This window comes from Neisseria weaveri (assembly GCF_900638685.1).
GTDB lineage: Bacteria > Pseudomonadota > Gammaproteobacteria > Burkholderiales > Neisseriaceae > Neisseria > Neisseria weaveri.
The window spans coordinates 564,095-582,924 of the sequence record NZ_LR134533.1 but is presented as its reverse complement, the minus strand read 5'-3'; the positions used below and the strand labels follow the sequence as shown (position 1 = coordinate 582,924).

Genomic DNA, 18,830 nt, shown 5'->3' with positions numbered 1-18,830 from the left:
TTTATGAATATTGCATATTTTGGCTTGCCTCTGACTATTTATTATTTTCTTTATTGGAGCAATTATTATGTCTTACGGATATTACGGTTACGGATATTACGGTTACGGATACGGTACGACAACCGGTTACCAACCAGCAGTAGCCAAAGGCTATGGCAGCTCTTCTGCCAAAGCGTACTGCACACCGGTTTGCGTGCCTTCTACCAATGCTTACACTAAAGGCAGCTACACTGTATCTTCAGTTAAAGTAGTGAAAGCCTCTCACTCCGGTTACTACACATGGGGCGGTCACAAATCTAAAGATTTGACAAATAAATACTGCCCTCCGGAGCAAGGTAAACACAAATACCCGGAATGGGGCGGCTCTTCAAAAGGCAAAGATAAAAACAAACATAAAGGCCACGACAGAGACGACCGCGACGATGACGACAAAGGCGGCAAAGGAAAAGGCAAAGATAAAGATAAAAACAAAGGCCGCGACAAAGACGATGACCGCGATGACGACGACAAAGGCGGCAAAGGAAAAGGTAAAGGCAAAGATAAAGACAAAGGCCGCGACAAAGACGACGACCGCGACGATGATGACAAAGGCGGCAAAGGAAAAGGCAAAGATAAAGACAAAGGCCGCGATAAAGACAATGACGATAAACATGACGGCCGTGATGATGATGGCAGCAAGGGCGGACAAAAACCACAACCGCAACCTCAGCCTAAGCCCGAGCCGAAACCGGAACCAAAACCCGAGCCTAAGCCGGAACCGAAACCTGAGCCGAAACCCGAACCTAAGCCTCAGCCAAAACCGCAAGACGATTGCGTAGAGTGCCAAGGTGACGACAGCAATCAAAACAACAGCTTCGGCAGCAAAGATAAAGATCCGGGCAACATCATCCGCGGTACCAGAGACGAAGTGAACACCATTCACGGTACGGATGAAAAAGACACCATCTACGGTACGGCCGGCGAAGACCTGATTTACGGTAAAGACGGTACCGACGTGATTTACGGCGGTGCGGGCAACGACACCCTTTACGGTAACGACCGCGGTGACGCTCTGTACGGCCAAGCCGGTAAAGACTACCTGAACGGCGGTATGGGCAACGACTACCTGAACGGCGGTGCCGGCGACGACATCATGCGCGGTTACTACGGCAATGACGTTTACCTGGTAGAACAACGCGGCGACGTGGTGTTGGAAGACCGCAATGGCGGTATCGATACCGTACGCACGTTCATCGACTACGAATTGCCTGCCAACGTTGAAAACCTGATCTTGATGGGTAATGCCAACTTGAAAGGTATCGGTAACGAGTTGAACAACGAAATTACCGGTAACGGCGGTAACAACGTATTGCTGGGTATGGGCGGCGACGACTTCATTCTGGCGAAAAACGGTAACGACTATCTGGACGGCGGCAGCGGCAACGACCGCTTGGAAGGCGGCCAAGGTAACGATACCTACGTGTTCGATGCGAACTGGGGTCTGGATGTTATCTGCGACACCGGCGGCCACGACACTCTGAAATTCGGTGCCGGCATTTCTATAACCGATTTGAACTACCTGCGTTCCGGCTCTGACTTGATCATCAGCACAGACAAAGACAATCAGGTTAAAGTTGTAGACTGGTTCAAAGACAGCGACTACCGTATCGAACAGTTTGTTTTCGACAACGGTACGACTTGGGGCCAAAAAGAAATCAAAGCAGCTTTGGAAACCGGCTACGGCATGGACGGCGGTTACCAGCAAGACCAAATCGCCCAAGCTGCACAAGCCAACAACGGCATCCTGTAATCTTTTTATCCCTTAACCTGTTTGGTTAATTCAGGCCGTCTGAAATTTCAGACGGCCTTTTTTTATCTGATATCTGCATAGGCAGGATATTTCGTTAAACCCAAAATAAAGTGTACAGTTTCACGCCTGATTTTTGATACACTATGCGGTTATTTTGACGGAACTTATTTTCAGACGGCCTTACCATAAGAGAGGCTTGATATTGGCGGCAGTCGGTTATTGGTAAATTTATGCTTTTGGATCTCAACCGTTATTCGTTTCCGGTTTTTAAAAAGGAAATGAATAAATTAATTGTTTTGGCTTTTCCCATGTTGTTGGCGCAGGTGGCGCAAGTCGGTATCGGTTTCGTGGATACCGTGATGGCCGGCGGTGCGGGGAAAGGTGATTTGGCTGCCGTGGCTTTGGGCAGCAGTATTTTTTCGACCATCTACATTACCTTTATGGGCGTGATGTCGGCGTTAAACCCGATTCTTTCCCAATTGCACGGCTCGGGCAAAACCGGTGAAATCGGTGAAATGGGCAGGCAGGGGATTTGGTTCGGCGTGATGTTCGGCATTATCGGCATGCTGCTGATGTGGGCGCTGATTATTCCGTTCCGCCATTGGTTGGGCTTGGCGGAAAATGTTGAAGACATGATGGCGCAATATATGCTGTTTACCGGCTTGGCGATGCCGGCTGCGATGATACACCGTTCGCTGCATGCTTATGCGTCCAGCTTAAACCGTCCGCGCGTGATTATGATTGTCAGCTTTTTGGCGTTTTTGCTGAATGTGCCGCTGAATTATGCGTTTGTATACGGTAAATTCGGTTTGCCGCAAATGGGCGGTGCCGGTTGCGGTATCGCCAGCGCGCTGGTGTTTTGGTTCAATGCGGGGGCATTGTGGCTGTATGTATCCAAACAGGGTTATTTCAAGCAGTTTAAATTGACGGAAAAATTCAGCAAACCGGATTGGGCGGTGTTCAAGCAGTTTTGGAAATTGGGTGCGCCGATCGGTTTGTCGTTTTTTCTCGAAGTCAGCCTGTTTTCCTGTATTGTGTTTCTGGTTGCCAGACTGGGAGAAAACTATGTGGCCGCGCAGCAGGTAGTTATCAGTCTGACCAGTGTGATTTATATGATTCCGCAAAGTGTCGGCATGGCTTCGACCGTGCGTATCGGCTATTCGCTCGGCGGCAGGGAATATGTGCGGGCGCGGTATATTTCCGGCGTGTCGCTGGTATTGTGTTGGGGCTTGGCGGTGGCGACGGCTTTGATGTTGGTGTTGCTGCGGTATCCTTTGGCCTCGATGTATACCGATGATGCGGTGGTGTTGGAAATCGCGGCAACTTTGTTGCTGTTTGCCGCCGTGTTCCAATTGGGCGATGCAACCCAATGCGTGGCTTCTTATGCGTTGCGCGGATACAAGGTCACCAAAATTCCGATGGTGATTCATGCGGTGGCGTTTTGGGGCTTCGGCCTGATTCCCGGCTATCTTCTGGCTTACCGCTGGGATATGGGGATTAACGGTTTTTGGACGGCGTTGATCGTGTCGCTGACGGCGGCGGCCATCGCTTTGGTGTGGTGTTTGGAACAATGCAGCCGCGATGTGGCTTCGCGTAAAAGGATGTGCTGATGAAGCTGATGCATGATGTGGACTTAACTTCTTTGAATACTTTCGGCCTGAAGGCCAAAGCGTCTTGCGTGGCGGTGGTCGAGTCGGAAGAAGACTTGCCCAAAGTGGCGGCATTGCCCGAATTCAGCCGTGAAGACGTGTTGTGGTTGGGCGGCGGCAGCAATATTCTGCTGATGGGCGATTACGACGGATTGGTAGTCAGAATGTGCAATAAAGGCATACGCGAGCTTTCCCGTTCGGACGGCCTGGTTTATGTCGAAGCGCAAGCCGGTGAAGTGTGGCACGATTTTGTCTTGAAAACGCTGGAAAGCGGTTTGTCGGGATTGGAAAACTTAAGCCTGATTCCCGGTACGGTCGGCGCTTCGCCCGTGCAGAATATCGGCGCGTACGGCGTGGAAGTGAAAGACGTGATCCACAGCGTGCGCTGCTTCGATTTGGATACGCAGTCGTTTGTGGTGTTGGGTAACGACGACTGCCGCTTTGCCTACCGCGAAAGCCTGTTTAAACAGGAAGGCAAAGGCCGGTATGTGATTACATCGGTCGTATTTGCCCTAAAAGAGCAGTTTATCCCGAATGTACGCTATGGCGATTTGGCGGCCGTATTGGAAGAAAAATGTGCCGGACGCGAAGCCACTGCCAAAGACGTTTCCGATGCCGTCTGCACAATCCGCATGAGCAAGCTGCCCGATCCGAAAGTCTTGGGCAATGTAGGCAGTTTTTTTAAAAACCCCGTAGTCGGTCAAGAAACCGCAGACAAACTGGCCGGGCAATATCCCGATATGCCCCGTTATCCGCAAGCAGACGGCACGGTCAAGCTGGCCGCCGGTTGGCTGATCGACCAATGCCGTCTGAAAGGTTTCCAAATAGGAGGCGCCGCCGTGCATGAAAAACAGGCTTTGGTGCTGGTCAACAAAAACCACGCCTGCGCTGAAGACGTGCGCCTGTTGGCGGAACACATCTGCCGCGAAGTCAGAGAAAAGTTCGGCGTAACGCTGTTTGCAGAGCCCAACTGGCTGCCGGAAAAACTTTACAGAAAATGACTTAACAAACCGTCTTTATCGGAGTCTATCCGAATAGGCCGCCATTCAACATTAGAACAACGAACACACAAGGAAACAGATTGTGGGAAAAGAAAAAATCAACACATATACACGCATCGTCGATGCCTCATTAATGCTGTTTAACGAGGAAGGGGAGCGCAATATCAGCACCAACCACATCGCGGCGCACCTCGGTATCAGCCCCGGCAACCTGTATTACCATTTCAGAAACAAAGACGAAATCATCATCCAGCTGTTCAAACGCTACAGCGAAGACCTGCTCGGCTATCTGCAGAAAGCCAACCTGCCTGAAACCGTAGCGGAAGCGGTAGATTATATGTCCGGCATATACGATGTCATGTGGCGCTACCGCTTTCTGTTCAGCGACGTCAACACCCTGCTGGCGCGCAGTGCCGAGCTGCTTGGCGAACACAACAACTTTACCCATGCCAAAGTTTCCCCGTTGCTGGTTACGCTGTTGAAACAACTGGACGAATTGAAAGTTATCGACGCAGACGAAGTTGCCATGACCGATTTGGCAATGAATATGTGGATTGTGACCAAATACTGGTTTGACTTCGACGGCTCGCTGCGCGGCAGAGCGAAACTAAGCGAAGACTCCAAAACACGCGGCATTATCCGAACCCTAAGCCTGCTGCGCCCTTATTTGCGGGACAGACATATTGCCGAATTTGACAACATCATCAAAGGCTTGACGGCAGAACAATAAATTGTCGAAATACAGAAAAACGCGTTTAAGTTACCGGCTTAAACGCGTTTTTCTTTACTTGATACCGGAGTATTTGAAAGCACAGGCCGTCTGAAAAAAAGGCCGTCTGAAAAAAAGGCCGTCTGAAAAAAAGGCCGTCTGAAAAAAAAGGCCGTCTGAAAAAAAAAGGCCGTCTGAAAAAAAAGGCCGTCTGAAAAAAAAGGCCGTCTGAAAAATTAAGGCCGTCTGAAAAATTAAGGCCGTCTGAAAAATTAAGGCCGTCTGAAAAATTAAGGCCGTCTGAAAATTTCAGACGGCCTTAATCCGGGCATGTTGTTGATTAAGTTGATTTTGCCGCTACCACTTTTGCCGCTGTCCACAAAGCCGTTGCCGCTCCGGCCAGATCGGCCGCGCCGTCCAACAGACTGCCTTCGCGCGTGGCCGTCAGCCAGGCTTGAGCCGTCTCGCTGGCAACGGCATAGCATAATGCGGTAATCATCAATTTGCCGTAGGGAATGGTGAGGCCGTCTGAAAAAAACGCTTTGGCCAAAAGCCAGAATTGCGCGAAAAACAGGGCAAAATGGGCGAATTTGTCGAAATGCAGAAAGGGCGGCGGATTGGACGAATCGGATTCGCGGAAAATCAAAAAGTAAATGCCGGCGGCAAACCACAATACGGCCATCAGCATAAACCGGTTGCGCGGGAGCATCATGCCGTTTCCTCTTTCAGCCATTGGCGGCACATATCGGCCAATTTCACGAACTTACCGCCCCGTTTTTCCAAAATTTCACACCAAACCGCTACTTCGTCCGCATCGGGCGCTTCGTCAATGCTGCATTCGTACAGCCAGAAATCCAGCGTTTCGGCAACATCGCCGGCGTTTTCCGTTTGAAAAAATTCCAATAATTCAGACATGGCCAATTCCTGCTTGCAGAAAGAAAACAGCCGTTAGTGTAATGGTCTTTGTATTTCCTATAAAGCATTTTCGTTTGCTTGGGCAGGCAGGTTTTACGGTTGGGATAAAGGATGGGCGGGGGAAACTGTAATTGTTGGTAGTATTGCTGAAAAATGGTGTTTTATCTTGATTTCTGCATTGAAATTTTAACTTATTTATTTTATATGGAATAAAATTTTAATTACGATGAAAGAAAAGAATTTTTTAACTAAGTCAATTTTCATATTCGGGAATAATAATGAATAAAAAAATGTTATTAAACAGTACACTTACCCTATTAAGTATTTTAGGCTTGTCCGCTTGCGGAAGCGGCGGAGGCAAAGCTCCGGAGGCACTGCCGTCGAAACATGAGCCGCACGTTAACGACGGGGCGAAAGCAGACAATGGAAAAGCGACGGTTTCGCCGTCATCCGAAGCATCGGTAAACGTGCCGAAGGCAGAGGAAAAGAAAGATAACCAAGCACAAGCGCCGAAGTTGGTTGTGCCTATGGCAGAACTTGAATCCAGTAAGCCTGCATTGGAAAAACCGAAAGTTGCCGCGCCGGAGGCACCTACGCTGCCGAAATTTACTGATGAACAAGCGTTAAAACAATTGTCGTTTCATGATGTTAGTAATGGTGTATTCGGTGGCGGTTTGATTAACCTGGCTTTGAGTGGTCAGGATAAAAAAATTAATTTGCAGGTGTTGGAGCCTTATTATTTGGTCAATGAAAAAGTGGAAACACTGCGTGATCAGGCAGGTAATTTGGTAGGTTATTACGGTTATGTTCGGGTATCCGAGCAAAAAGAAGACTTGCTTCGGGAAGAAAAACGTACCGACTTACGCGGTTTGTATATACATGATGTTGTAGACGGCTTGCAGAAGCAGCCTGTCGGCGTAGGGCAGATTGCATATAAAGGTAAAATGTTATACGAATATGCAGAGCAACCGAATCTTTTAGAAGCAGATGTTTCGGCTATTTATTACGCGGATACCAAACGAGTGAGTATGGATATTCATGACCGTGCGGGCGGTAAATGGGATTTGCGTAAAGACAGATGGTCGCGTAAGCATGAATTAGTCGGCGTAGAAGATACGGGCGCAGTTTCGGGTTATCTGTTTTTCCATGATAAAGAGAACAATACCCCAAAATATAATGGAAACTTTACCGGCGGTTTTTACGGTGAAAACGGCAGCGTATTGACCGGGCATGCCACTTTTGAAAACAATAAAGGCGGTTGGAAAGGTGTGATTGGCGCGGTTGCAGAGAAAAGCAATACCAATAAACCGTAACGTGCATGAGGCCGTCTGAAAATTTCAGACGGCCTTAAAGTTTTACAAAACATACAGATAAATTGAATCGGACGGGTTTAAGCCCTGTCAGGAAGCGCGTAAAATATAAGCAGAAGATATGGTCCGCTTTAAAAAGCAGATAGCCAATAAACCCACAACCTAAAGGAGAAGCCATGAATCTATTTTCCCTCAACGGCCAAACCGCTTTAGTAACCGGCAGCGCCAAAGGCATCGGCAAAGGCATTGCCGAAGTGCTGAAAAAAGCCGGAGCCAATGTCGTTATCGCCGATATCGACCGTGAAAACGGAGAGAAAACGGCGGCGGCATTGGGCGGGCATTATCAATATTTGGATGTGCGTTCTCAACAAAGTTGCCGGGAAGCGGTCGAGCAAGTGGTGAAGCAACACGGCAAAATCGATATTTTGTGTTCGAACACCGGCATTTTCCCGCAAAAAAACTTAGCCGAAATGAGCGAAGCCGATTGGGACAACACCCACAGCATCAACCTGAAAGGCACGTTTTTTATCGTTCAGGCGGCCTTAAACGTGATGCAGCCGCAGAATTACGGGCGGATTGTGATTACCTCGTCGATTACCGGCCCGGTAACCGGTTTTCCAGGGTGGAGCCATTACGGCGCCAGCAAAGCCGGACAGCTCGGCTTTATGCGCAGTGCAGCGCTTGAATATGCACGCTTCGGCATTACCGTTAATGCCGTGATGCCGGGCAATATTTTGACCGAAGGTTTGGAAGCGCAGGGCGAAACTTATCTGGCGCAAATGCGTGCGGCCATTCCGACACACACTCTCGGTAAACCGCAAGACATCGGCTACGCAGCCTGTTTTTTAGCCAGCCGTGAAGCTGCTTATATTACCGGCCAAACACTGATTGTGGACGGCGGGCAGATTCTGCCGGAGTCGCCCGAGGCTTTGTTGTAATAGGCTTGAAGCAGCTGAGTGAGGCCGTCTGAAAAGCAGCCTTGGTCTGATTGGGTTTTCTTAAGATTATTCAAACGGCCTTAAAACCGGGGTGATAAGCAAAAATCCCCGGTTTTTTTGTTACTTGATCAGCCGATATACAGGCGATATTGAAATGGGATAAAAAACCGTTGTGAATGGTTAACCGGCAATATTTTATGCCTATATTTTTCAGACGGCATAGTTGGATAGCTGAGCAATATGGAAAAGTTTTTATCAAATTGCATATCGGCGGTAAAGCGGATAGCTGGATGACGACTTTCCTACAGTTTGCAAGACATAGGCAAGCTGAAAGACGCGGGTTATATCAATGTAAAAACCGCCTGAACCTGTAATCAACCATTACAAGTTCAGGCGGTTTGTTTGTTTTTTGCTTGGGTATGGCTCCCAAATTGTCCTGTTTCAAGGTTAAATTATTGATTTTTATATAACTTTTGGTGCGGAAGGAGAGGCTCGAACTCTCACACCTTGCGGCGCTGGAACCTAAATCCAGTGCGTCTACCAATTTCGCCACTTCCGCTTGTCAGGATTAAGGCGTGGATTATACCTGTTATTAATCCGTCGTGTCAAAGATTATATAGCAGGTTGGCTTGTAAATAAGGTGTGTTGCCCCCAAATTCCTAAAATGAAAAATTTTTTGATTTTGATACAAATAAATAAAGTCAAGCTGGAAAGGTGGGAAAAATTATGTCGGTCTCGTTGATCGAAGATTATCTGCAGACGCAGGGATTGCGTTTGCCTGCGGACAATGTGCGGATGTCGTTGTTGGCAGCTCAAGCTGTAATGAATATGGGAACGGCGTCTATTGACCGTAATATTTTATGGTATGAGAACGATGATGTTGTGTTGTCGGAATATTTAGAGCAGACGGATGAAAATGAAGCTCTGTTGAGGCAAATATTTATGGCGCTCGATTCGGTATGCAGTCGTGTCGGAATGCCTAAGAGTGCGGTTGTTTATGCTTTGATGCCGTCTGAAAATTCAGACAGGCAGTTGATTCGTTTGAGCCAGCAGAATGATGTGCTTGAGCAGAGGCTGCTTTTAGGGGAGCAAAACGGAAATTGTTTTTTACCGGTACGAACGGCGCAAACAGGGTGGCTGAACTTGGTTGATGATGTCGCGTATTGGTTGGAATTGGGAGAGCTGGTTGGCGGACATCATACCCGAAGCAGAAGCCAGATGGCTTTGCCGATTTGTCATGAGCGTGGGGCGGTATTGGGTGTCGTGTATGTCGAGGAGGACGAGACCGGCGCTTTTACTGAGGAAAAGCAAACGGAATGGGCGGGTTTGGCTTTAGCTTTGGCTGAGCCTTTGTGTGCTTTGTTGGGTTACGAGGCTGTGGAGAAAGAAAATGACTGATACCCAAAGACTGAAATTTGTTGCCGAGTGCAGACTGCCTACCGAATTGGGAGAGTTTACGCTGCATGGATTTGAGGATGCGGGAACCGGTCAAGAGCATGTGGCGCTGAGTATGGGTGACATATCCAACGGCGAGCCGGTTTTGGTTAGGGTGCATTCGGAATGTTTAACAGGTGATGCGTTGTTTTCCCAGAAGTGTGATTGTGGTCCGCAACTTCAAGCTGCAATGATGGCTGTCCGGCAAGAGGGAAGGGGTGTGATAATTTATTTGCGTCAAGAAGGACGGGGTATCGGGCTGATTAATAAAATTAAGGCATATCGATTGCAAGATCAGGGCATGGATACTGTTGAAGCTAATGTTGCGTTGGGTTTGCCTGTGGATGCCCGGGATTTTAGATTGGCTAAAGATATTTTGGACCATTTGGGCGTTAAGGATATTAAATTGCTGACGAATAATCCGCAGAAAGTCGGAGTGTTGGTTGCGGCCGGAATTAATGTTGTCGAACGCCTGCCTATTGTGGTAGGGCTTAATCCGGAAAACAGCCATTATTTAAACGTGAAAGCTGAGAAGCTTGGTCATAAGTATACTTTGTAATCTTTAAGATGAGAGATTGTGTAAATTTAATTCTATTAAATTACAAATAATTATAATTTATTCTATTATTTTTTAAATAGAATGCTTGCAAGAGTGAAGCAAATTTGGTTTAATAACGTTCTCGCTGCAATGCAGAGAACGAATTAAAGGGTGATTAGCTCAGTTGGTAGAGCGTCTGCCTTACAAGCAGAATGTCGGCGGTTCGACTCCGTCATCACCCACCAAGTTTCTTGTGCGGAGTGGTAGTTCAGTTGGTTAGAATACCGGCCTGTCACGCCGGGGGTCGCGGGTTCGAGCCCCGTCCACTCCGCCAAATATTTTCTGAAAAGCACCGAATAAAATCGGTGCTTTTTTATTTTTGATACTTGGCCTCTTAATAAGAACTGGTCAGTTATATTTATACGGTAGATATACCGCATTTTTTATTTTGCATTATGTATTTAGATATGATGATGGAGAAGGCTTTAAAAGTTATGGAGGCCGTCTGAAAAAATCATGAAGATAATGGCAGTCAAAAATAAAAACCAAGAAAAAACGGTATAAGTGATGAGCTTATACCGTTTTTTATTTTTTGTCTGTATTGAATACGCTTATTCTAAAACAACTTCTACACGACGTGCTTCGGCTTTGTCGCCATCGCCTTCTGTATTTTCAGGCTTGCGCAATTCGATTTGCGCTTCAGGTACACCCAAGGCGATTAATGCGTCACGTACGGCAAAAGCGCGTTGTTTGGATAATTCTTCGTTAAAAGCTTGGTTTCCTGTTTTGTCGTGGAAACCTGAAATAACGGCTTTTTTGCCTTCTTGAACGCCGCTCAGAACATCTTTCAGGGCGTCGTTGGCATTTTCAGCCAAATCCGCTTTGCTTGATGCGAAGTAGAATTTAACCACACCGTTTTCGACAATCACTTTAGCTGCGTCTTCGGTTTCTGTAGTGATGCCGTCGGCTACGACAACGGTTTCCGATGCCGTTGTGTCGGCAGCGGTTACTGCTTCATTGTCGGCAATAACTTCGGAGGCTGCTGCAACTTGGTAATTGGGCGAACCTTCGATTTTACCGTTTTCCCATCCCCAGATGGAGTAAAACAGGATAGACAAAACAGATAATGCGGCAACGCCGCCTGTTAACCATAATCCGATGCGTTGTTCTTTGTGGTCGTTATTGTCAGACATCTGATATTTCCTCTGTGATAAAAAGTAAAATAAAAACAAAATTCAACGACATTGTACTATACCGATGCATATTTGTGTTGTCTTAGGGTTAAGAAACGGTATTCAAACGTCTGTTAAAACAGTAAAATATCGATTTTATCCGTATATCCAAGCCAGTTATGTTAACTTTTCAGCAAATTATTTTTAAACTGCAAAATTTCTGGGCCGAACGCGGCTGCACCGTTTTACAACCCTTCGATATGGAAGTCGGCGCCGGCACCAGCCACCCCGCCACCTGCCTGCGCGCATTAGGCCCCGAGCCGTGGTATGCCGCTTACGTACAACCCAGCCGCCGCCCCAAAGACGGCCGCTACGGCGACAACCCCAACCGCCTGCAACACTATTACCAATTTCAGGTAGCCTTAAAACCCGCCCCGGCCGACATTCAAGAACAATACCTTGATTCACTGCGCGAACTGGGCATCGACCCGCAAGTACACGATATCCGCTTTGTCGAAGACGACTGGGAAAACCCCACCCTCGGCGCTTGGGGTTTGGGCTGGGAAGTATGGCTCAACGGCATGGAAGTGACCCAATTTACCTATTTCCAACAAGTCGGCGGCATCGACTGCACACCCGTTTTAGGCGAAATCACCTACGGCATCGAACGCCTCGCCATGTATCTGCAAGGCGTGGAAAACGTATATGACTTGGTTTGGTCCAAAACTCCCGACGGCCAAACCATCACTTACGGCGACGTTTACCACCAAAACGAAGTGGAACAATCCACCTACAATTTTGAATACGCCAACGTCGAACTCCTGCTGCAAAACTTCAACAACTTCGAAGCCGAAGCCAAGCGTTTGCTCGAAGTGGAAGACACCTCTCTGGCACTGCCCGCCTACGAAATGGTACTCAAAGCCGGCCACACCTTTAACCTGCTCGATGCCCGCGGCGCCATTTCCGTAACCGAACGCGCCACCTACATCGGCCGCATCCGCGCTTTAAGCCGGATTGTGGCGCAGAAGTTTGTGGAGAGCCGCGAGAAATTGGGTTTTCCGTTGATTAAGGATAAAACTGTTTAAAACAGGCTTTAAGACTATGAATAAAGTACCTTTTGATTTGAAACCAAATGACATTATTAAACGTTCAGAATTACATGATAAATTTGGTGGAAGCCGTCAAAGTGGCATTTCTCCATCTTTAAAGTCTAATAGCGTTTTTATTTTCACTAATCCTGAACATGGTGAAGAGCACGGTTACTATGATAGCTGGGATAAAAATGGCCAAGTATTTCATTATTCAGGCGAAGGTCAAACTGGCGACCAAGAAATGAAACGTGGCAATAAAGCCATCTTTCAACACAAAAGTGATAATCGTGCTTTATATGTTTTTCAGCACACTGAAAAAACAGGCTATGTTCGTTATATTGGTGAGTTTCAAATTGACGAGCTAAAACCTTATTCAGTCAAACAAGAACATAGCACTAACAATGGCCCCAAACGAAATGTGTTCATATTTCATTTAAACAAACTGAAATAATTTCAGACGGCCTAAAGCAAAAAATTAAACTTGAAAGCATCCCAAATGACCCAAACCCTGTTAATCGAACTCCTCACCGAAGAGCTTCCCCCCAAAGCCCTCAACAACTTGGGCAACAGCCTTGCCGCTTCTATCGTCGAAGGCTTGGAAAAAGAACAATTAATCGAAGGCACAGCCGAATATACCGCCTACGCCTCGCCCCGCCGCTTGGCCGTGCAAGTGAAAAACGTTAAAGCTGCACAAGCCGACCGCTTGGTGGTGAAAAAAGGCCCGAGCGTTGCCGCGGGTATGAAAGACGGCATGCCCACCAAAGCGTTGGAAGGCTTCGCCCGCTCTTGCGGTACCGATATTGCCGGCCTGAAAATCGACAACGACGGCAAACAAGATGTGTATGCCTACGAATTCACCCAACAAGGCCAGCCTTTAGCGGCCTTGATCAGCGACATTTTGGCGCAAGCCGTGAAAAAGCTGCCGATTCCCAAAGTGATGCGCTGGGGCAGCAGCACACATACCTTTGTGCGTCCGGTACACGGTTTGGTGGTCATGCACAGCGCAGACACCGTACCGGCTTCGGTATTGGGTTTGAACAGCCGCAGCCACACCCTCGGCCACCGTTTCTTGAGCAGCGGCGACATCGTATTCCCAAATGCCGACAGCTATGCCGAAAAAATGCGCCATGAAGGAAAAGTGATTCCTTCGTTTGCCGAACGCAAAGCCGCCATTCAGACGGCCTTAAACGAACAAGCAGGCCGTCTGAATGCCACCGTTGCCGCCGACGAAGCCCTGCTCGACGAAGTAACCGCACTGGTGGAATGGCCGGTGGTATTGGAAGCGCAGTTTGAAGAACACTTCCTCGCCGTGCCGCAGGAATGCCTGATTCTTACCATGCAGCAAAACCAAAAATACTTCCCGCTGCTCGATCAAAACGGCAAGCTGATGAACCGCTTCCTGCTCGTTTCCAACCTGCAGGCCGAAGACCCGAGCCACATCATCCACGGCAACGAACGCGTATTGCGCGCCCGCCTTGCCGATGCCGAATTCTTCTATAAGCAAGACCAAAAAGCCACGCTCGAAAGCCGCTTGCCCAAACTGGAAAACGTGGTGTACCACAACAAACTGGGCAACCAAGCCGAGCGCATCAGCCGCCTGATGAGCATCAGCGGCCACATCGCCAAAGCATTGGGCGCCGACGTTGCCGTTACCGAACGCGCCGCCCGCTTGGCCAAAGCCGACCTCGTTACCGAAATGGTCGGCGAATTCCCCGAACTGCAAGGTACCATGGGCAAATACTACGCCCGCTTGGACGGCGAAAGCGAAGAAATCGCCCAAGCCATCGAGGCGCATTACCAACCCCGTTTCGCCGGCGACGACTTGCCGCAAAGCACAACCGCCACCGCCGTGGCGCTGGCCGACAAACTGGAGACCCTCGTCGGCATTTGGGGCATCGGCCTGATTCCCACCGGCGACAAAGACCCCTACGCCCTGCGCCGTTCCGCACTGGGCATCTTGCGCATGTTGATGCAGCACGATTTGGACATCAACGACCTGCTTCAGACGGCCTACAACAGCTTCCCGCAAGGCAAACTCGCCGACAACACCGTTGCCGAAGTCGCCGAATTCATGCAGGCGCGTTTGGCTGTGCTGCTGCAAAACGACCATCCGCAAGACATCGTCGCCGCCGTATTGGCCAAACAGCCCAGCCGCCTGAACGATCTTTCCGCCAAACTGCAAGCCGTGGCCGCGTTCAAACAACTGCCCGAAGCCGCCGCCCTTGCCGCCGCCAACAAGCGCGTGCAAAACCTGCTCAAAAAGGCCGATGCCGAATTGGGCGCGGTAAACGAAAGCCTGTTGCAGCAAGACGAAGAGAAAGCCCTGTTCACCGCCGCACAAGCCCTGCAACCGAAAATCGAAGCCGCCTTAGCCACCCAAGATTTTCAGACGGCCTTATCCGCCTTGGCTTCGGTGAAGCCGCAAGTAGATGCCTTCTTCGACAATGTGATGGTCATGGCCGACGATGCCGCCGTAAAACAAAACCGCCTGAATCTGTTGAAACAACTGGCGGATTTGATGAATGCTGTGGCGGACATTGCCAAGCTGGGTGAGTAAGTTTGCACCTTGTATAAGGCCGTCTGAATTTTTCAGACGGCCTTATACACATTTGTAAAACAATGTGTCGGATTGGTTGGAAGGGTAGGAAAATCTTGAATGTTTATGTAGTAAGTCTCGGCAATGCGGACATGAGAAGGGCGCACATTCGAAAAGAATTTGCAAAACATGATATTTCGTTTGAATTTTATGATGCGGTAACTCCGGGAGAGTATTTGGATAACTGCATTAAGCAATATCTCCCTAATCTTGCTTCGGCGAATTTGACGGGAGGCGAAAAAGCCTGTTTTATGAGCCATTTTTTGCTGTGGAAAAAATGTGCCGAAACCGATTTGGATTATATCTGCATATGTGAAGACGATATTTTATTGGGGGAAAATGCCGGTGGTTTTCTAAACGGCAGCGAGTGGCTGGATTCGAGATTCGCCAGGCAGCTTGCTGTTGTTCGGTTGGAAACTTTCCTGCATTCGGTGCAGCTGAAGAAAACAAACATTCAGGCGTTTCAAGGTAGGTGCTTTCCCATATTGAAGTCCAACACATATGGAACGGCCGGATATATATTGCCTCACAACACAGCCCGATATTTATTGGAATGGCTGCCTTTGTTGCCGGCGGAACAGTTAAATGCCATAGATGAAATTCTGTTTTCCGAATTGATGAAGCAGGAGTCGGTAAATGTTTACCAAACAGATCCCGGTTTATGTGTCCAAGAATTGCAATATCATCAGGAAAACAGCATTTTAAACAGCGGTTTGGAAGCAGACAGAGCCGTAAGGCATAAAGAATTCGAGGCAAGTTTGGCAAGCGAGGGTACCGTTAAAAAGCGCAAAAATATTTTTATCAAGATTGTTAAAGAATTTCAGAGATTTAAGCGTAGATTAAATCACTACCGGATAAGTCGAAACAGTAAAACAGTCTTATTCAAGTAAGCATTTATTTAATGGAAAAGGTATCGATACCATGAAGCGGATGCCGTTAGTTTCCGTGTTGATCACGGCATACAATGTTGAGGCTTATATCGAAGAATCGGTTACGGCTGTTTTGAACCAGACTTATCCCGAATTGGAGATTATTGTTGTTGATGACGGCTCAACAGACCAAACAGGCAAATTATTAGACGGCTTGGCACAAAAAGACCGCAGGTTGAAAGTGATTCATAATCCTACCAATCTGGGCATCATTAAGTCTGCCAATATCGGTTTGGCGCATGTAAACGGAGAATATGTCGCCCGTACCGATTCAGACGATATTACGATGCCGGAATGGATTGAAACATTATTGGGAATCATGGAGGCTTCACCTGATATTTTAGCGGTCAGCAGCCCTTTGATCTGTATGGCTCAAGATGGAAAATTGGCCGAAGTATTTAAGAGAAACGGTTGGTTGGGTTGGAATGATATGCCGATTTTGCATGAAGATATTATCAAAGCGATGATTTCTTCCGGCAATGTGATGTCGCATACTTCGGCTTTGATCAGAAGGACAGTTTTTTCCGAATTTGCGATTAGATATAACGAAAACTATCAGTGCGCGGAAGATTTCAAGCTTTGGGTTGATATCAGTAAGGTAGGCAAACTTCACAACTATCACAGCCCTTTGGCTTATTACCGGTTGCATTCAACCCAAACATCGTCGCAGTTTTTTGATAAGCAGTTTGAAACTGCCAGCAAAATCAGGAAAGAGTGTATCGCCAATTTTTTAGTGTCGGAAAATGTCCGTTGCGTTCTACCTGCCGTACCTGCCTATCATGATGTAAAACATTTGGAATTGGAAATAAACCGCATGGCAGGTTTTTCAGAAGAAAAAGACAAGCTGTTTCAAAACATCCTATATGTAATATATATGTCGTTGCCCCGATACAGGCTGGTTGACTTATTTGATTTTGGGATAAGGAAACATCCGTTTTTAAGCAGCAAGCAATTCAGTAAGATTTGTAAAAAATTTTTACGGCCGTGGAAATATAAAAAGATTATTTAAGCAGGTGCAGACATGAATATCGTATTTGCAAGCGACGACAATTATGCCTCCTATTTGGGCGTTACCATATTCAGTATTTTGATGCACAATCAAAATGCCGAAATTGATTTTTATATATTGGATTTGGGGATTTCCGCAGAAAGCCGGGAAGCGGTTTCCCAATTGGTAGGCAGCCGCGGTTGTTCGGTCAGCTTTGTTCAGGTAGATAAAAATGACTTTATTCAAATGCCTCAAACCATTGATTATATTTCGATTGCGAGTTATGCAAGGCTGAAAGTGGCCGAATATTTACAGGATATAGATCGGGCACTTTATCTGGACGTGGATATTTTGGTAACCGGCAGCCTGCAGCCGTTGTGGGAAACGGATTTAGAGGGCAGATATGTCGGAGCGTGTTTTGATCCTTATGTCGAATTCGAATTGCCGGGCTATAAAAATAAAATAGGCTTGCAGGAGCAGGATTATTATTTCAATGCCGGAGTGCTGTTAATGGATTTGGGCAAATGGCGTGACTATGATGTATTTGCCAAAACCTTGGCGTGGCTGGGCGGGTATCGAGATGTAATCCAATATCAAGATCAAGATATTTTGAACGGGATTTTTAAAGATAAAGTTAAGTTTTTGGATTGTCGTTTTAATTTCATGCCTTTCGAGAGAAGCAGGATGAAACGGGCTAAAAAGCAAAGCGGTTTTGAATTGCATCCTTTGGAAAAAGCGACCGTGCCTGTTGTGATTACCCATTATTGCGGTAAAGAAAAAGCATGGCATGCAGACTGCGTACATACGAATGCCTATTTGTTTGCAGACATTTTCCGGAAGCTGGAACATGTTCCGCACGGTTGGACGAAGTCGGTTTGCCGTGTCGGTATGAAAAACAGATGGGAAAAGATTTTCCATTCCATCAAAGATAAGTATTTTTATTCTATTTATTAATATTTTCTTGTTATCTATATGATACGTACTTTCATTATTTCCCTTGCTTCCGAGACCGCCAGACGCGCGCATATGGAGACTTTGTGCCGTGAGCACGGTATAGACGCGGTTTTTGTTGACGCGGTGGATATGCGTGGCGCGGCGGCGGAGGAATTGGAGAAGTTGTCTGCAATACCGGTTTATAAAAAACCGCGTAAACGGCGTAGCTTGTCTGCCGGAGAAGTAGGCTGTGCTTTGAGCCATCATCATGTTTATCGGGAAATGGCGGAGCAGGGGCTGGATTATGCTTTGGTGTTGGAAGACGATGCCAAATTTCTCCGCAATCCCGGTTTGATGCTGGATGAAAAACGGCTGCAATCGCTTATGGTGCAGAGTCCTTTTGATGTGCTGATTTTAGGCTATGTGAAGACTTTGGAAGAGCAGCTGCCTTATCATTACCGCCGTTTGCCGATTAAGAAAAAAGCGGTGCTTCAATTGCCGGACGGCAAGGCTGAGTTTGGGACTTTGTGGGACGAATACAGCTGCGGTACGGTGGCTTATGTGATTACTTTGGAAGGTGCGCGTAAGTTGTTGGATATGACGGCCCGGCCGTGTGTGACTGCCGACGATTGGAAATATTTTGTCCGGCATTGCGGTTTGCGTATTTTGCACAGCCGTCCGGTTTTTGTATTGGAAGATGTGTTGCGGTTTGACAGCTCGATCCGCAATGACAGTTTGGATTCGTTAAAGCCGAAGTTTTCCAGCGCGGTAATACGGAGCTTGAAAGGGTATTGGCGGTATTTTGCAATGAATTATTTGGGCTTTAGGTAGCGGCCGG

The 18,830-nt window shown here is 47.5% G+C and carries 18 protein-coding genes and 3 tRNA genes; 17 read left to right on the top strand and 4 right to left on the bottom strand.

The features are described from left to right. The first annotated feature begins 67 nt into the window (after positions 1 to 67). From EL309_RS02940 to EL309_RS02925, 4 genes are all read left to right on the top strand, one after another. Positions 68 to 1,789 (top strand): calcium-binding protein, encoded by a 1,722-nt coding sequence (locus EL309_RS02940; RefSeq protein ID WP_231987900.1) that lies wholly within the window; start codon positions 68 to 70, stop codon positions 1,787 to 1,789. A gap of 230 nt (positions 1,790 to 2,019) precedes the next feature. Then, entirely contained in the window at positions 2,020 to 3,399 is a 1,380-nt protein-coding gene (locus EL309_RS02935; RefSeq protein ID WP_004282853.1) for an MATE family efflux transporter, read from the top strand. Beyond that, a complete protein-coding gene (murB, locus tag EL309_RS02930; RefSeq protein WP_036494525.1) occupies positions 3,399 to 4,439 on the top strand; it encodes a UDP-N-acetylmuramate dehydrogenase in 1,041 nt (346 codons plus the stop codon). Before EL309_RS02935 ends, murB begins: the two co-directional genes overlap by 1 nt. An 82-nt stretch (positions 4,440 to 4,521) precedes the next feature. Beyond that, entirely contained in the window at positions 4,522 to 5,169 is a 648-nt protein-coding gene (locus EL309_RS02925; protein ID WP_004282855.1) for a TetR/AcrR family transcriptional regulator, read from the top strand. A gap of 319 nt (positions 5,170 to 5,488) precedes the next feature. Here EL309_RS02925 and EL309_RS02920 read toward each other — a convergent pair whose 3' ends face one another. Beyond that, positions 5,489 to 5,860, bottom strand: coding sequence for a VanZ family protein (locus EL309_RS02920; protein ID WP_004282862.1), 372 nt, complete (start codon positions 5,858 to 5,860; stop codon positions 5,489 to 5,491). Beyond that, positions 5,857 to 6,063, bottom strand: a complete 207-nt coding sequence (locus EL309_RS02915; protein ID WP_004282861.1) for a hypothetical protein — start codon at positions 6,061 to 6,063, stop codon at positions 5,857 to 5,859. The genes EL309_RS02920 and EL309_RS02915 overlap by 4 nt, the downstream gene beginning before the upstream one ends. Before the next feature lie 278 nt (positions 6,064 to 6,341). On the opposite strand from EL309_RS02915, the gene EL309_RS02910 reads away from it, so the two are divergent. Both EL309_RS02910 and fabG read left to right on the top strand, forming a co-directional pair. Next, entirely contained in the window at positions 6,342 to 7,376 is a 1,035-nt protein-coding gene (locus EL309_RS02910; RefSeq protein ID WP_004282860.1) for a hypothetical protein, read from the top strand. A 173-nt stretch (positions 7,377 to 7,549) separates the two neighbouring features. After that, positions 7,550 to 8,311 (top strand): 3-oxoacyl-ACP reductase FabG, encoded by a 762-nt coding sequence (gene fabG, locus EL309_RS02905; RefSeq protein ID WP_004282859.1) that lies wholly within the window; start codon positions 7,550 to 7,552, stop codon positions 8,309 to 8,311. Between the two features lie 474 nt (positions 8,312 to 8,785). On the opposite strand, the gene EL309_RS02900 is transcribed toward fabG, so the two are convergent. Next, positions 8,786 to 8,870, bottom strand: a tRNA-Leu gene (locus EL309_RS02900). A gap of 167 nt (positions 8,871 to 9,037) precedes the next feature. On the opposite strand from EL309_RS02900, the gene EL309_RS02895 reads away from it, so the two are divergent. The 4 genes from EL309_RS02895 (at position 9,038) to EL309_RS02880 (ending at position 10,617) form a co-directional block, all read left to right on the top strand. Then, positions 9,038 to 9,709 carry a hypothetical protein gene (locus EL309_RS02895; protein ID WP_036494212.1) on the top strand — a complete coding sequence of 224 codons (672 nt, stop codon included), beginning with the start codon at positions 9,038 to 9,040 and terminating at the stop codon, positions 9,707 to 9,709. Continuing rightward, on the top strand, positions 9,702 to 10,304 hold the full coding sequence (gene ribA, locus EL309_RS02890; protein ID WP_004282856.1) for a GTP cyclohydrolase II: 603 nt from the start codon (positions 9,702 to 9,704) through the stop codon (positions 10,302 to 10,304). The genes EL309_RS02895 and ribA overlap by 8 nt, the downstream gene beginning before the upstream one ends. Positions 10,305 to 10,452: 148 nt before the next feature. Beyond that, positions 10,453 to 10,528 (top strand) — tRNA-Val (locus EL309_RS02885). 12 nt (positions 10,529 to 10,540) lie between these two features. Continuing rightward, a tRNA-Asp gene (locus tag EL309_RS02880) sits at positions 10,541 to 10,617 on the top strand. 277 nt (positions 10,618 to 10,894) lie between these two features. On the opposite strand, the gene EL309_RS02875 is transcribed toward EL309_RS02880, so the two are convergent. Then, entirely contained in the window at positions 10,895 to 11,476 is a 582-nt protein-coding gene (locus tag EL309_RS02875; protein ID WP_004282865.1) for an OmpA family protein, read from the bottom strand. 158 nt (positions 11,477 to 11,634) lie between these two features. Here EL309_RS02875 and glyQ point away from each other — a divergent pair, with 158 nt between their 5' ends. From glyQ to EL309_RS02840, 7 genes are all read left to right on the top strand, one after another. Further along, the gene (gene glyQ, locus EL309_RS02870) at positions 11,635 to 12,540 is read left to right on the top strand and encodes a glycine--tRNA ligase subunit alpha (RefSeq protein ID WP_004282866.1); all 906 of its coding nucleotides are present in this window, start codon (positions 11,635 to 11,637) and stop codon (positions 12,538 to 12,540) included. 16 nt (positions 12,541 to 12,556) lie between these two features. After that, positions 12,557 to 12,997 (top strand): restriction endonuclease, encoded by a 441-nt coding sequence (locus EL309_RS02865; protein WP_004282867.1) that lies wholly within the window; start codon positions 12,557 to 12,559, stop codon positions 12,995 to 12,997. A gap of 45 nt (positions 12,998 to 13,042) precedes the next feature. Continuing rightward, complete coding sequence (glyS, locus tag EL309_RS02860) at positions 13,043 to 15,103, top strand: glycine--tRNA ligase subunit beta (protein WP_004282868.1); 2,061 nt, start codon at positions 13,043 to 13,045, stop codon at positions 15,101 to 15,103. A gap of 95 nt (positions 15,104 to 15,198) precedes the next feature. Next, on the top strand, positions 15,199 to 16,032 hold the full coding sequence (locus EL309_RS02855; protein ID WP_232014429.1) for a glycosyltransferase family 25 protein: 834 nt from the start codon (positions 15,199 to 15,201) through the stop codon (positions 16,030 to 16,032). Positions 16,033 to 16,063: 31 nt separating this feature from the next. Next, entirely contained in the window at positions 16,064 to 17,080 is a 1,017-nt protein-coding gene (locus EL309_RS02850; RefSeq protein WP_004282870.1) for a glycosyltransferase family 2 protein, read from the top strand. A 12-nt stretch (positions 17,081 to 17,092) separates the two neighbouring features. Next, positions 17,093 to 18,013, top strand: a complete 921-nt coding sequence (locus EL309_RS02845) for a glycosyltransferase family 8 protein (protein ID WP_004282871.1) — start codon at positions 17,093 to 17,095, stop codon at positions 18,011 to 18,013. 18 nt (positions 18,014 to 18,031) lie between these two features. Continuing rightward, positions 18,032 to 18,823 carry a glycosyltransferase family 25 protein gene (locus EL309_RS02840; protein ID WP_004285871.1) on the top strand — a complete coding sequence of 264 codons (792 nt, stop codon included), beginning with the start codon at positions 18,032 to 18,034 and terminating at the stop codon, positions 18,821 to 18,823. Positions 18,824 to 18,830 lie beyond the last annotated feature (7 nt).